11 protein-coding genes are annotated in these 13,903 nt (G+C 67.3%); 9 read left to right on the top strand and 2 right to left on the bottom strand.

The window, feature by feature from the left end:
* Position 1 precedes the first annotated feature (1 nt).
* Both OEJ36_RS01095 and OEJ36_RS01100 read right to left on the bottom strand, forming a co-directional pair.
* Positions 2-1,621, bottom strand: coding sequence for a methyl-accepting chemotaxis protein (locus OEJ36_RS01095; RefSeq protein WP_263400048.1), 1,620 nt, complete (start codon positions 1,619-1,621; stop codon positions 2-4).
* A gap of 346 nt (positions 1,622-1,967) precedes the next feature.
* Positions 1,968-2,687 (bottom strand): tellurite resistance TerB family protein, encoded by a 720-nt coding sequence (locus OEJ36_RS01100; protein WP_263400049.1) that lies wholly within the window; start codon positions 2,685-2,687, stop codon positions 1,968-1,970.
* A 299-nt stretch (positions 2,688-2,986) separates the two neighbouring features.
* On the opposite strand from OEJ36_RS01100, the gene OEJ36_RS01105 reads away from it, so the two are divergent.
* From OEJ36_RS01105 to OEJ36_RS01145, 9 genes are all read left to right on the top strand, one after another.
* The gene (locus OEJ36_RS01105; RefSeq protein ID WP_021217177.1) at positions 2,987-3,898 is read left to right on the top strand and encodes a LysR family transcriptional regulator; all 912 of its coding nucleotides are present in this window, start codon (positions 2,987-2,989) and stop codon (positions 3,896-3,898) included.
* Between the two features lie 104 nt (positions 3,899-4,002).
* Positions 4,003-5,508: a gamma-aminobutyraldehyde dehydrogenase gene (locus OEJ36_RS01110; RefSeq protein ID WP_263400050.1), complete on the top strand. Its 1,506-nt coding sequence runs from the start codon at positions 4,003-4,005 to the stop codon at positions 5,506-5,508.
* Between the two features lie 77 nt (positions 5,509-5,585).
* Complete coding sequence (gene ydcS, locus OEJ36_RS01115; protein WP_184487573.1) at positions 5,586-6,737, top strand: putative ABC transporter substrate-binding protein YdcS; 1,152 nt, start codon at positions 5,586-5,588, stop codon at positions 6,735-6,737.
* Between the two features lie 259 nt (positions 6,738-6,996).
* Entirely contained in the window at positions 6,997-8,025 is a 1,029-nt protein-coding gene (locus tag OEJ36_RS01120; RefSeq protein WP_021217180.1) for an ABC transporter ATP-binding protein, read from the top strand.
* 1 nt (position 8,026) lies between these two features.
* Positions 8,027-8,977, top strand: a complete 951-nt coding sequence (locus OEJ36_RS01125) for an ABC transporter permease (protein WP_263400051.1) — start codon at positions 8,027-8,029, stop codon at positions 8,975-8,977.
* A complete protein-coding gene (locus tag OEJ36_RS01130) occupies positions 8,967-9,773 on the top strand; it encodes an ABC transporter permease (protein ID WP_021217182.1) in 807 nt (268 codons plus the stop codon). The genes OEJ36_RS01125 and OEJ36_RS01130 overlap by 11 nt, the downstream gene beginning before the upstream one ends.
* Before the next feature lie 67 nt (positions 9,774-9,840).
* The gene (locus OEJ36_RS01135; protein WP_263400052.1) at positions 9,841-11,265 is read left to right on the top strand and encodes a gamma-aminobutyraldehyde dehydrogenase; all 1,425 of its coding nucleotides are present in this window, start codon (positions 9,841-9,843) and stop codon (positions 11,263-11,265) included.
* A 224-nt stretch (positions 11,266-11,489) separates the two neighbouring features.
* Positions 11,490-11,966 (top strand): ester cyclase, encoded by a 477-nt coding sequence (locus OEJ36_RS01140; RefSeq protein ID WP_263400053.1) that lies wholly within the window; start codon positions 11,490-11,492, stop codon positions 11,964-11,966.
* 67 nt (positions 11,967-12,033) lie between these two features.
* Positions 12,034-13,896 (top strand): NAD(P)/FAD-dependent oxidoreductase, encoded by a 1,863-nt coding sequence (locus tag OEJ36_RS01145; protein ID WP_263400054.1) that lies wholly within the window; start codon positions 12,034-12,036, stop codon positions 13,894-13,896.
* The last annotated feature ends 7 nt before the right edge of the window (positions 13,897-13,903 follow it).

Consider the following 13,903-nt stretch of genomic DNA (forward strand, 5'->3'; position numbering starts at 1 on the left):
CTCAGACCTTGAAGCGGCTGACGCCGGCACGCAGGCCGTTGGCGACGTGGTTGAGCTCGTCGATGGCGGCGCTGGCCTGGCGCAGGGATTCCACCGTCTGCCCCGAGGCTTCGCCCAGTTGCACCAGGGCCTGGTTGATCTGCTCGGCACCGGTGGACTGCGCCTGCATGCCTTCGTTGACCATCTGCACGCGGGGCGCCAGGGCCTGCACCTGCTGGATGATCTGCGACAGCTGCTCGCCGACCTGGCCGACCTCGGACATGCCGCGACGCACCTCTTCGGAGAACTTGTCCATGCCCATGACACCAGCGGACACCGCGGACTGGATCTCGCGCACCATCTGTTCGATGTCGTAGGTGGCCACGGCCGTCTGGTCCGCCAGGCGGCGCACTTCGGTGGCGACCACGGCGAAACCGCGCCCGTACTCGCCGGCCTTCTCCGCCTCGATGGCGGCGTTGAGGGACAGCAGGTTGGTCTGGTCGGCGACCTTGACGATGGTGGTGACCACCTGGTTGATGTTGCCGGCCTTCTCGTTGAGGATCGCCAGCTTGGCGTTGACCAGGTCGGCGGCGCCCATCACCTGGCGCATGGTGTCTTCCATGCGCGCCAGGCCCAGCTGGCCGGAGCCGGCCAGGGTGGAGGTCTGCTCGGCGGCGCCGGAAACCTCGGTCATGGTACGCACCAGGTCCCGCGAGGTGGCGGCGATCTCCCGCGAGGTGGCGCCGATCTCGGTGGTGGTGGCCGCGGTTTCGGTGGCGGTGGCCTGCTGCTGGCGGGTGGTGGCGGCGATCTCGGTGACCGAGGTGGTCACCTGCACCGAGGAGCGCTGGGCCTGGGACACCAGGGTCTTCAGCTCGTCGGCCATGCTATTGAAGCCGGTTTCGATGGAGTCGAACTCGTCCTTGCGCCCCAGGCGCAGGCGCGCGGTGAGGTCGCCGGCAGCCAGGGCCTGGAGGTTATCCACAACCCGCTGCACCGGTTCGGTGATGGCGCGCACCAGCAGCGCCCCGCAGACGAAGGCGGCGGCGATGGCCAGGAGCACGGAGATGAGCATGCTCAGCTCGGCGTTGCGCACGGCGTCGACGATGTCGCTGGTGGCCACCTCGGCGGTCTGGCGGTTGTAGCTGATGACCTCGGTGAGGTGGCTGCGGCCCTCGTTCCACACCTTGGTCAGGTCGTTGGTGAGCAGTGCGCGGGCCTCGCCCAGGCGCTTCTGCTGGTGCAGCTCGATGACCTTGGCGATATCCGCGTCGTACTGCTTGCGGCTCTGGGTGAAGCCATCCAGCAGCTTCTCGTCCTTGCTGTCACGGATGGTCTTGCGGTAGTCGGCCAGGGCGGCGTCGAGCTTCTGGTCGAGCAGGCGCAGGTTGTCCAGGTCGGCCTTCTCCAGCGGCTGGTCGGAGGCGCCGATGCGCTCCAGGGCCTGGATCAGCACGTCGGTCCAGGCGCTGCGCACCTGGGTGATCAGGAACATGCCGGGCATGGCGTCGTCGGCGAGGCGGGCGGCGCCCTTGTCCACCGTGGCCAGGCGCACGTAGGAGGCGATGGCCATCAGCAGCATGATCGCGATGATGATGGCGAAACTCGCCTGGATTCGTAGTCGTACCGACCAGTTCTTCACGTAGACCCCCGCTTGCCAAACCCTGTCATTTACCGCGCCAAACATCGCGCGCGTCTTTGAGCGGCGACTCTAGAGACTCGCCCCCACGCCTTGCAAGACAAAGCGCAACGGGGCGTCAGCCCTTTGGCGGGCCCGCCTGGAAGTCTGGCAGAAACGGGGAGTTATGCAGGGTGCGTCGGCAATCGGCGAGCGCCGCGAAACCGGTCATGCGTGCCAGGGCCCGGCACCGCCCGGTGGAGGTAAAGAGCGACCTCCACGCAGCGGTCATCTCCATTCGCCGGGCCGGCGCCGCCCCTGTGGGAGCGAATTCATTCGCGATCGGATGTGCAGGCGACGCCAGGGCGTTCTAGCTCGCCTGCAACTCCTGGCGCACCTGCCCTTCCAGCTCGGCCTTGAGCGCGGGGTCGAGCTTGAGCTGGCGGGCCAGCTCGTCCAGGTAGGCGCGCTCCATGAAGTGCTCCTCATCCACCATCAGCACGCTGGCGAGGTACATCTCGGCGGCCATCTCCGGGGTGCGCGCGGCGCGGGCGACGTCGGCCGGGTCCAGCGGCTTGTTCAGTTCCAGCTCCAGCCAGGATTGCAGCTCGGCGTCCTGGGTCAGCTTGCCCAGCTCGCCTTCGATCAGCTGGCGTTCACGGGCGTCGACATGGCCATCCGCCTTGGCCGCCGCCACCAGCGCCTTGAGGATGGCCTGGCTGTGCTGCTCGGCCTGGGGCGCGGGCAGGCGATCGAGGGTCTGCGGCTCGCCCTGGGGCGCACCGGCCTGCTTGGCCTGCCAGTTGCCATAAGCCTTGTAGGCGAGCACGCCGAGCGCGGCCAGGCCGCCATAGGTCAGTGCCTTGCCGCCCAGCTTGCGGGCGCTCTTGTTGCCCAGCAGCAGGCCCAGCGCGCCAGCCGCCAGGGCACCGCCACCGGCGCCGCCGAGCAGGCTGCCGAGGTTGCCGCCCAAGCCACCGGAGCCAGCAGAGCCGCCACCGGAGAAACCGCCGGACTTGCCGCCGGTTTTCTGCTGCAGCAGGTCCTGGCCGGATTTGAGCAGTTGATCGAGCAATCCACGGGTGTTCATCACAACCTCCTTATTGGGTGGGTGAGTCGAGCAATGGACTGCACTCTAGCCGCCGAGTTTCCAAGCCCGTGAGCACCGGATTGCTTCGGGATATTGCCGCTGCGCCAGGAGCCTTGCGCAGCCGCGGGGGCGAGGCCGTAGGGTGGGCTTCAGCCCACGCGGTGCCTTGCTGGTGGGCTGAAACCACCCTACAAAACTGTCAATCGCGCACATCGAGCATTCGATAAAAAAGAATCACCCGCTCGATTTTCGATAAACCATACTGTCGCGCAGCATTTCCACCTGCGGAATACCGCCCCATGATGACCCTGCGCCAGATCCGCCACTTCATCGCCGTCGCCGAGACGGGCTCCATCTCCGCCGCCGCCCAGGCGGTGTTCATCTCCCAGTCCACCCTGACCCTGGCCATCCAGCAACTGGAGGAGGAGATCGGCGTCAGCCTGTTCAACCGCCACGCCAAGGGCATGTCCCTGACCCACCAGGGCCACCAGTTCCTGCGCCAGGCGCACCTGATCCTGGCCACCGTGGACAACGCCAAGCGCAGCCTGCAGCAGAGCACCGACCAGGTGGCCGGCAGCCTCACCATCGGCGTGACCAGCCTGGTGGCCGGCTATTACCTGGCCGACCTGATCACCCGCTTCCAGCGCGCCTACCCCAACGTGAAGACCCGCGTGGTGGAGGACGAGCGCCCCTACATCGAACACCTGCTGGTCAGCGGCGAGATCGACGTCGGCGTGCTGATCCTCTCCAACCTGGAAGACCGCCACGCCCTGCAGACCGAGGTGCTCACCCACTCGCCCCACCGCCTCTGGCTGCCGGCCCAGCACCCGCTGCTGGAGCACGACAGCATCAGCCTGGCGGACGTCGCCGGCGAGCCGCTGATCCAGCTCAACGCCGACGAGATGGGCCTGCACACCCAGCGCATCTGGTCCCGCGCCGGGCTCACGCCCCAGGTGACCCTGCGCACCGCCTCGGTGGAAGCGGTGCGCAGCCTGGTGGCGGCCGGGCTCGGCCTGTCCATCCAGCCGGACATGACCTACCGCCCCTGGTCCCTGGAGGGCGACATCATCGAAGCGCGGCCGCTGGTGGACCTGGGCGAGCCACTGGACGTGGGCCTGGCCTGGCGCCGCGGCACCGCGCGACCGGCGCTGGTGGACCCCTTCCTCACCCTGGCCCGCGAACAGCCGAACGCCCGCAAGCCTTCGATTTAATCGAACGCTGCTTTCAATATTTAGAATTTGTCGACCTCAAGCCCGCCCACTAGGCTCTGTGCCCTATAAACAGAGTCATGCCGGGCGCCGCCAGGAGCACTGGAATGACTGAAGAACAAAAACCCAGGAAGAAAAGAGCCCCGAAGATGGCCGGCACTGCGAGCACGCCCACCCTGCATTCCCATTTGCTGATCGACGGCCAGCTGGTCATCGGTGAAGGCCTGGCCGAGCCCATCCTCAACCCCGCCACCGGGGAAACCCTGATCACCATCGCCGAAGCCTCCATCGAGCAGGTGGAAGCCGCCGTCTTCGCCGCGCACAAGGCCTTCGCCGGCTGGTCCCGCACCACGCCCGCGCAGCGCGCCGCCGCCCTACTGGCCATCGCCGATGCGGTCGAGGCCAATGCCGAGCAGCTGGCCCGCCTGGAATCCCTGAACTGCGGCAAGCCGCTGCACCTGGCGCGCCAGGACGACATCCCCGCCACCGCCGACGTGTTCCGCTTCTTCGCCGGCGCCGTGCGCTGCCAGCAGGGCCAGCTCGCCGGCGAGTACGTGCCCGGCCACACCAGCATGGTGCGCCGCGACCCGGTGGGCGTGGTCGCCTCCATCGCGCCCTGGAACTACCCCCTGATGATGGCCGCCTGGAAGATCGCCCCAGCGCTGGCGGCCGGCAACACCCTGGTGTTCAAGCCTTCCGAACATACCCCGCTGTCGATCCTGGCCCTGGCCCCCGCCCTGGCGGAGATCCTCCCGGCCGGGGTGATCAACATCGTCTCCGGCGGCGGCGAAGGCGTCGGCAGCCACCTGGTCAGCCACCCCAAGGTGCGCATGGTGTCGCTCACCGGCGATATCGTCACCGGGCAGAAGATCCTCCAGACCGCCGCCCGCACCCTCAAGCGCACTCACCTGGAACTGGGCGGCAAGGCGCCGGTGATCGTCTGCAACGACGCCGACCTCGAGGCCGTGGTCCAGGGCGTGCGCGCCTACGGCTACTACAACGCCGGGCAGGACTGCACCGCCGCCTGCCGCATCTATGCCCAGGCCGGCATCCACGACCGCCTCGTCAGCGAGCTGGGCGACGCCGTTTCCAGCCTGCGCTTCGCCCGCAAGCGCGACCAGGACAACGAGATCGGCCCGCTGATCAGCTCGCGCCAGCGCGACCGCGTGGCCAGCTTCGTCGAGCGCGCCCTCGGCCAGCCGCACATCGAGCGCGTCACCGGTGCCGCCGTGCATTCCGGCGCCGGCTTCTATTACCAGCCCACCCTGCTGGCCGGCTGCAAGCAGGGCGACGAGATCGTCCAGCGCGAAGTGTTCGGCCCGGTGGTGACCGTGACCCGCTTCGACCAGCTCGACCAGGCGCTGGACTGGGCCAACGACTCCGAGTACGGCCTGGCCTCCTCGGTGTGGACGCAGAACCTCGACAAGGCCTTCCAGCTGGCCAACCGCCTGCAGTACGGCTGCACCTGGATCAACACCCATTTCACCCTGGCCAGCGAGATGCCCCACGGCGGGCTGAAGCGCTCCGGCTATGGCAAGGACCTGTCCAGCGACTCGTTGCAGGACTACAGCGTGGTGCGCCACATCATGGCGCGCCACGGCCAGGACTTCTAAAACAACAAAGGCCGGAAGGCCCGCGAAACGACGTTCAACTGCCCCGACCAATAACTAGTCAACAAGAGGGAACATCAATGTCCGCGCGCAAAACCGCTCTGCTCAGTGCGCTCTCCACCGCCCTGCTGGCCAGCGCCAGCCTGCAGGCCGCCGAGCCCCTGAAACAAGTCGGCACTGGCGAAGGCCAGCTCGACATCATCGCCTGGCCCGGCTACATCGAACGCGGCCAGACCGACAAGAACTACGACTGGGTCAGCCAGTTCGAGCAGGACAGCGGCTGCAAGGTCAACGTCAAGACCGCCGCCACCTCCGACGAGATGGTCAGCCTCATGGCCAAGGGCGGCTACGACCTGGTCACCGCCTCCGGCGACGCCTCGCTGCGCCTGATCTACGGCAAGCGCGTGCAGCCGATCAACACCGCGCTGATCCCCAACTGGAAGAACCTCGACGAACGCCTGAAGGACGCGCCCTGGTACACGGTGGACGGCCAGCACTACGGCTCGCCCTACCAGTGGGGCCCGAACGTGCTGATGTACAACACCAACACCTTCAAGGAAGCACCCACCAGCTGGGCGACCATCTTCGAAGCCCAGGACCTGCCCGACGGCAAGGCCAACAAGGGCCGCGTGCAGGCCTACGACGGCCCGATCTACATCGCCGACGCCGCCCTCTACCTGAAGGCCACCCAGCCGGCCCTGGGCATCCAGGACCCCTACGAACTGAACGAAGAGCAGTACAGCGCCGTGCTCGACCTGCTGCGCAAGCAGCACGCGCTGATCCACCGCTACTGGCACGACACCACGGTGCAGATGAGCGACTTCAAGAACGAAGGCGTGGTCGCCTCCAGCGCCTGGCCGTACCAGGTCAACGCCCTGCAGCTGGAGAAGCAGCCGATCGCTTCCGTGGTACCCAAGGAAGGCGCCACCGGCTGGGCCGACACCACCATGCTGCACGCCGAGGCCAAGCACCCGAACTGCGCCTACAAGTGGATGAACTGGTCCCTGGAACCTAAGGTTCAGGGTGACGTCGCCGCCTGGTTCGGCTCCCTCCCCGCAGTCCCCGCCGGCTGCAAGGCCAGCGAGCTGCTCGGCGCCGAAGGCTGCGCCACCAACGGCTTCGACCAGTTCGACAAGATCGCCTTCTGGAAGACCCCGCAGGCACAGGGCGGGAAGTTCGTGCCCTATAGCCGGTGGACCCAGGACTACATCGCAATCATGGGCGGCCGCTGAGCCGGCTGCGCGACCCGAGGGCGTCGTTGCGTCCTCGCTCGACGCTCGCCTACCAGCCGGTATGTCTCGCGTCTCGCTGCGGGGCGCCTAGCCCTCGGGCCGCTCGCTCGGCTCAGTCCAGTACCTGAGCACCCTCCCCTCTCCCTGCGGGAGACGGGAGGCCGGATCCAAGGCAGTACCTGAAGATTTCCCCTCGCCTGCGGGCGGGGGGAGCGTTTCGCCACACCTGCACCCTTTCGTTTTACCGGAGCACCGCACCATGACGCTTGCAGTCCAGTTCACCCAGGTTTCCCGTCTCTTCGGCGAGGTGAAGGCCGTCGACCGGGTATCCATCGATATCCAGGACGGCGAGTTCTTTTCCATGCTCGGCCCATCCGGTTCCGGCAAGACCACCTGCCTGCGCCTGATCGCCGGCTTCGAGCAGCCCAGCTCGGGCTCCATCCGTATCCATGGCGAGGAGGCCGCCGGCCTGCCGCCCTACCAGCGCGACGTCAACACCGTGTTCCAGGACTACGCGCTGTTCCCCCACATGAACGTGCGTGACAACGTCGCCTATGGCCTGAAGGTCAAGGGCGTGGGCAAGTCCGAGCGCCTGAACCGCGCCGAAGAGGCCCTGGGCATGGTGGCCCTGGCCGGCTACGGCGACCGCAAGCCGGCACAGCTTTCCGGTGGCCAGCGCCAGCGCGTGGCCCTGGCCCGCGCCCTGGTCAACCGCCCCCGCGTGCTGCTGCTGGACGAGCCCCTGGGCGCGCTGGACCTGAAGCTGCGCGAGCAGATGCAGAGCGAGCTGAAGAAGCTGCAGCGCCAACTGGGCATCACCTTCATCTTCGTCACCCACGACCAGAGCGAAGCGCTGTCGATGTCCGACCGCGTGGCGGTGTTCAACAAGGGCCGCATCGAGCAGGTGGACACCCCGCGCAACCTCTACATGCAGCCGGCCACGCCCTTCGTCGCCGAGTTCGTCGGCACCTCCAACGTGCTGCGCGGCGCCGTGGCGAAGGAGCTGACCGGCAACGAGCAGCCCTTCTCCATCCGCCCCGAGCACATCCGCTTCGCCACGGCCGAAGCGGCCCTGGCCGGCGAGGTGCAGATCAGCGGCCTGCTCCACGACATCCAGTACCAGGGCGCCGCCACCCGCTACGAGCTGCGCCTGGATAACGGCCAGAACCTGTGCATCAGCCAGGCCAACAACCAGTGGCAGGCCGCCGCGCCCTCGTTCCAGCCCGGCGAACGCATCACCGTGCGCTGGGCCCGCGAGGCCATGGTGCAGCTGAGCGAGGGCGTGTGACATGAGCGCGACCCTGACCGCCCAGGCACAGGCCGCCCCCAACGGGGCCATGCGGCGCCTGTCCAACCTGCTCTACCGCCGGCCGACGCTGTACCTGTCGATGCTGCTGATCCCGCCGCTGCTGTGGTTCGGCGCCATCTACCTGGGCTCGTTGCTGAGCCTGCTGTGGCAAGGCTTCTACACCTTCGACGACTTCACCATGGCGGTGTCCACGGACCTGACCGTCGCGAACTTCTCGGCGCTGTTCCAGGCCGCCAACTTCGACATCATCCAGCGCACCCTGACCATGGCCGTGGCGGTGTCGATCGGCGCCGGCCTGCTGGCCTTCCCCATCGCCTACTACATGGCGCGCTACACCACCGGCAAGACCAAGGCGTTCTTCTACATCGCGGTGATGATGCCAATGTGGGCCAGCTACATCGTCAAGGCCTACGCCTGGACCCTGCTGCTGGCCAAGGGCGGCGTGGCCCAGTGGTTCGTCCAGCAGTTCGGCCTGGAGCCGGTGCTGCAGTTCATCCTCGGCATCCCCGGCGTCGGCGGCAGCACCCTGTCCACCTCGCACCTGGGGCGCTTCCTGGTGTTCGTCTACATCTGGCTGCCGTTCATGATCCTGCCGATCCAGGCCTCCCTGGAGCGCCTGCCGCCGAACCTGCTGCAAGCCTCCGCCGACCTCGGCGCCAAGCCCCGCCAGACCTTCACCCAGGTGGTGCTGCCGCTGTCGATCCCGGGGATCGCCGCCGGCTCGATCTTCACCTTCAGCCTGACCCTGGGCGACTTCATCGTGCCGCAGCTGGTGGGCCCGCCCGGCTACTTCATCGGCAGCATGGTCTACGCCCAGCAAGGCGCCATCGGCAACATGCCCATGGCCGCCGCCTTCACCCTGGTGCCGATCGTGCTGATCGCCGTCTACCTCTCCATCGTCAAACGTCTGGGGGCATTCGATGCACTCTGAGAAAGCTTCCTGGGGCCTGAAAGCGGCCGCCTGGGGCGGGCTGGTGTTCCTGCACTTCCCGATCCTGATCATCTTCCTCTACGCCTTCAACACCGAGGACGCGGCCTTCAGCTTCCCGCCCAAGGGCTTCACCCTGCACTGGTTCAGCGTGGCCTTCGCCCGCGAGGACGTGCTGGAGTCGATCAAGCTGTCGCTGCAGGTCGCCTGCGTCGCCACGCTGATCGCCATGGTGCTCGGCACCCTGGCCTCGGCGGCGCTGTACCGGCGCAGCTTCTTCGGCAAGGAAAGCATCTCGCTGATGCTGATCCTGCCCATCGCCCTGCCCGGCATCATCACCGGCATCGCGCTGCTCTCGGCGTTCAAGAGCCTGGGCCTGGAACCGGGGCTGCTGACCATCATCATCGGCCACGCCACCTTCTGCGTGGTGATCGTCCACAACAACGTGATCGCGCGTTTCCGGCGCATCTCCCACAGCCTCATCGAAGCCTCGATGGACCTGGGCGCCGACGGCTGGCAGACCTTCCGCTACATCATCCTGCCGAACCTCGGCTCGGCCCTGCTGGCGGGCGGCATGCTGGCCTTCGCCCTGTCCTTCGACGAGATCATCGTCACCACCTTCACCGCCGGCCACGAACGCACCCTGCCGCTGTGGCTGCTCAACCAGCTCAGCCGCCCGCGCGACGTGCCGGTGACCAACGTCGTCGCCATGCTGGTGATGCTGGTGACCATGCTGCCGATCCTCGGCGCCTACTACCTGACCAAGGGTGGCGAAGGCGTCGCCGGCAGCGGCAAGTGACAACCGCCCCCGCCCGGGTGGCGGGGGCTCCAACCCGGATCAGCGAACCCCGACTGGAGGATTCACCATGCAGACCAAACTCTTGATCAACGGCCAACTGGTCGCCGGCGAAGGCGCCGCGCAAGCCGTGCTCAACCCCGCCCGTGGCACCACCCTGGTGGACATCCCCGAAGCCAGCGAGGCCCAGGTCGACGCCGCCGTGCGCGCCGCCGACGCCGCCTTCGACGCCTGGTCGCAGACCTCGCCCAAGGACCGCTCCGCCCTGCTGCTCAAGCTCGCCGACCGCATCGACGCCGGCGCCGAGGAACTGGCGCGCCTGGAATCGGACAACTGCGGCAAGCCCTACGCCGCCGCGCTGAACGACGAGCTGCCCGCCGTCGCCGACGTGTTCCGCTTCTTCGCCGGTGCCAGCCGCTGCATGAGCGGCTCCGCCGCCGGTGAATACCTGCCCGGCCACACCTCGATGATCCGCCGCGACCCGGTGGGCGTGGTCGCCTCCATCGCGCCCTGGAACTACCCGCTGATGATGGCCGCGTGGAAGCTCGGCCCGGCCCTGGCCGCCGGCAACACCGTGGTGCTCAAGCCTTCCGAACAGACCCCGCTGACCGCCCTGAAGCTGGCCGAGTACCTGGCCGAGATCTTCCCCGCCGGCGTGGTCAACATCGTCTTCGGCCGTGGCCCCAGCGTCGGCGAACCGCTGACCACCCACCCCAAGGTGCGCATGGTCTCGCTCACCGGCTCGGTGGCCACCGGCTCGCGCATCATCGCCGGCACCGCCGACACCGTTAAGCGCATGCACATGGAACTGGGCGGCAAGGCCCCGGTGATCATCTTCGACGACGCCGACATCGACGCCGCCGTGGAAGGCATCCGCACCTTCGGCTTCTACAACGCCGGCCAGGACTGCACCGCCGCCTGCCGCATCTACGCGCAGAAGGGCATCTACGAGAAGTTCGTCGAGAAGCTCGGCGCCGCCGTCTCCACCATCAAGTACGGCCTGCAGGACGACGCCGACACCGAGCTCGGCCCGCTGATCACCGAGCAGCACCGCGAGCGCGTGGCCGGCTTCGTCGAGCGCGCCGCCGCCCAGCCGCACATCCGCATCGTCACCGGCGGCAAGAAGGTCGAAGGCCCCGGCTTCTTCTTCGAGCCGACCGTGATCGCCGACGCCCAGCAGGACGACGAAATCGTCCGCCGCGAAGTCTTCGGCCCGGTGGTCTCGGTCACCGCCTTCGACGACGAGGCGCAGGTGCTGGCCTGGGCCAACGACTCCGACTATGGCCTGGCCTCTTCGCTCTGGACCGCCGACGTCGGCCGCGCCCACCGCCTCTCCGCGCGCCTGCAGTACGGCTGCACCTGGGTCAACACCCACTTCATGCTGGTCAGCGAGATGCCCCACGGCGGCGTGAAGCTGTCGGGCTACGGGAAGGACATGTCGATGTACGGACTCGAGGATTACACCGCCATCCGCCACGTCATGTTCAAACACTAATTCTGAGCTGTTGCGCTAGGCCAGGCGTTGTTGGAAGCCGGCTCGAAATGCTCATGTACAAACGTACATTCCGCTTTCTCGCCATCTTCCGCCTAGCCTGGCCGTCGCTCACGACGCTCAGAACCTCATGACACCTCTCTGTAGGGGCGAATTCATTCGCCCGCTTTTCCCTCACCACCGGCTCTGCTTCAAAACCGCTGCACCCAAACCCCAGGAGAACCGAAATGCGAACCACCCTGCGTAGTTTCAGCTTCATCCTGCTGTGCGCCGCCACCGGCCTGGCCCAGGCCGCCGGTGATGCCAAGTCCGTGGTCGAGGGCTACATGGCCGCCTGGAATGCCCACGATGCCGACAAGGCCGCCACCTTCCTCGCCGAGGATGCGGAGTACTTCGACGCCACCGTCGGCACGCCGCAGAAGGGCAAGGCCGCGGCCCGCGACAACGTCATCAAGGTGTTCATCGGTGCGGTGCCGGACCTGAAATGGAGGATGACCAGCGAGCCCATAGTCGGGCCCGACGGCATCGCCTTCCAGTGGGAGTTCAGCGGCACCAACAGCGGCGCCTGGGGAGCGGAAACCCCGGCCACCAACAAGCCCCTGAAGTTCGAAGGGGTGAGTTTCGTCCGCATCAAGGACGGCAAGATCACCTACCAGGGCGACTACTACGACGCCCTGGGCTTCAATAAACAACTGGGCTGGTAAGCCCGACGTGGCGCCCGGCACGATCCGGGCGCCATGCATAAAAACGACAACGCCTTGCAGGTACACCATGACCATCACCCGCCGCGACTTCCTCAACGGCGCTGCCCTCGCCATCGGCGCCGGACTCACTCCGCTGCAGCTGCTCCAGGCCGCCCCCTCCGGCCGCTACTACCCGCCCGCCCTCACCGGCCTGCGCGGTAGCCACCCCGGCGCCTTCGAGGTGGCGCACCAGATGGGCTGGGAGAAGAAGGTGTTCGACACCGACGGCCTGAAGATCGAAGAGGAGTACGACCTGGTGGTGGTCGGCGGCGGCATCAGCGGCCTCGCCGCGGCCTGGTTCTACCGCCAGAAGAACCCGCAGGCGCGGGTGCTCATCGTCGAGAACCACGACGACTTCGGCGGCCACGCCAAGCGCAACGAATTCCAGGCCGGCGGACGGATGATCCTCGGCTACGGCGGCAGCGAGGCCTTCCAGTCGCCCAAGAGCCTCTACAGCACCGAGGTCAACGGCCTGCTCAAGCAGCTGGGCGTGGATATCGACCGCTTCGAGACCGCCTTCGACCGCGACTTCTACCCGGGCCTGGGCCTGTCCCGCGGGGTGTTCTTCGACAAGGCCGGCTTCGGCCAGGACAAGCTGGTGACCGGCGACCCGACGCCCATGGTGGCCGACGACATCGCCCCGGAGAAACTCAACGCCCGCAGCTGGCGCGCCTTCATCAATGACTTCCCGCTGCCCGAGGCCGACCGCCAGGCGCTGATCGACCTGCACGAGGCGCCCCGCGACTACCTCGCCGGCAAGAGCCGCGAGGAGAAGGAAGCCCATCTGGCCAAGACCAGCTACCAGGACTTCCTGCGCAAGGACGTGGGCCTGAGCGAAGCGGCCACCCGCTACTTCCTCGCCCGCACCAATGACTTCTCGGCCCTGAGCATCGACGCCGTGGCTGCCGGCGACGCCTACTCGGTGGGCTTCCCCGGCTTCGCCGCCATGGACCTCTCCCCCGTCAGCGAAGAAGCCAAGGCGGAGATGGAAGAGCCGTACATCTACCACTTCCCCGACGGCAACGCCTCGCTGGCACGCCTGCTGGTGCGCGGCCTGATCCCGGCCGTGGCGTCGGGCAAGGGCATGGACGACATCGTCCTCGCCGACTTCGACTACGCCAAGCTCGACGAAGCCAAGAGCCCGGTGCGCCTGCGCCTGAACAGCACCGTGGTCAGCGTGCGCAACCGCGACGGCGGCGTGGACGTCGGCTACAGCCGTGGCGGCCAGCTGCACCGCGTGCGCGGCAAGCACACGGTGCTGGCCTGCTACAACATGATCATCCCCTACATCCTGCGCGACCTCTCCGCCGAGCAGGCCCACGCCCTGGCGCAGAACGTGAAGTTCCCGCTGGTGTACACCAAGGTGGTGATCCGCAACTGGCAGAGCTTCCGCAAGCTCGGCGTGCACGAGATCTACGCGCCGAACCAGCCCTATAGCCGGGTCAAGCTCGACTACCCGGTGGACATCGGCGGCTACCGCCACCCGCGCGACCCGAACCAGCCCATCGGCCTGCACATGGTCCACGTGCCCACCAGCCCGAACATGGGCATGGACGCCCGCACCCAGGCACGGGTCGGCCGCACCAAGCTCTACGGCATGAGCTTCGAGCAGATGGAAAAGGCCATCCGCGACCAGCTCCAGGCCATGCTCGGCCCGGTCGGTTTCGACCACCAGAAGGACATCCTCGGCATCACCGTGAACCGCTGGTCCCACGGCTACGCCTACTTCGCCAACAGCCTGTTCGACGATGAGGACGAAAGCGAGAGGCTGATGAACCTGGCCCGCACCAAGGTCGGCAACGTCACCATCGCCAACTCCGACGCCGCCTGGAGCGCCTACGCCCACGCAGCCATCGACGAAGCCTGGCGGGCGGTGGGCGAGCTGGGTTGATTCAACG

Source organism: Pseudomonas sp. PDM13 (assembly GCF_025685765.1).
Classification (GTDB): Bacteria; Pseudomonadota; Gammaproteobacteria; order Pseudomonadales; family Pseudomonadaceae; genus Metapseudomonas; species Metapseudomonas solani.

Coding starts and splice junctions, on each gene's coding strand:
- OEJ36_RS01135 (WP_263400052.1), top strand. CDS start 9,841: ATGCAGACCAAACTCTTGATCAACGGCCAACTGGTCGCCGGCGAAGGC.
- OEJ36_RS01145 (WP_263400054.1), top strand. CDS start 12,034: ATGACCATCACCCGCCGCGACTTCCTCAACGGCGCTGCCCTCGCCATC.
- OEJ36_RS01125 (WP_263400051.1), top strand. CDS start 8,027: ATGAGCGCGACCCTGACCGCCCAGGCACAGGCCGCCCCCAACGGGGCC.
- OEJ36_RS01130 (WP_021217182.1), top strand. CDS start 8,967: ATGCACTCTGAGAAAGCTTCCTGGGGCCTGAAAGCGGCCGCCTGGGGC.
- ydcS (WP_184487573.1), top strand. CDS start 5,586: ATGTCCGCGCGCAAAACCGCTCTGCTCAGTGCGCTCTCCACCGCCCTG.
- OEJ36_RS01140 (WP_263400053.1), top strand. CDS start 11,490: ATGCGAACCACCCTGCGTAGTTTCAGCTTCATCCTGCTGTGCGCCGCC.
- OEJ36_RS01105 (WP_021217177.1), top strand. CDS start 2,987: ATGATGACCCTGCGCCAGATCCGCCACTTCATCGCCGTCGCCGAGACG.
- OEJ36_RS01100 (WP_263400049.1), bottom strand. CDS start 2,687: ATGAACACCCGTGGATTGCTCGATCAACTGCTCAAATCCGGCCAGGAC.
- OEJ36_RS01110 (WP_263400050.1), top strand. CDS start 4,003: ATGACTGAAGAACAAAAACCCAGGAAGAAAAGAGCCCCGAAGATGGCC.
- OEJ36_RS01120 (WP_021217180.1), top strand. CDS start 6,997: ATGACGCTTGCAGTCCAGTTCACCCAGGTTTCCCGTCTCTTCGGCGAG.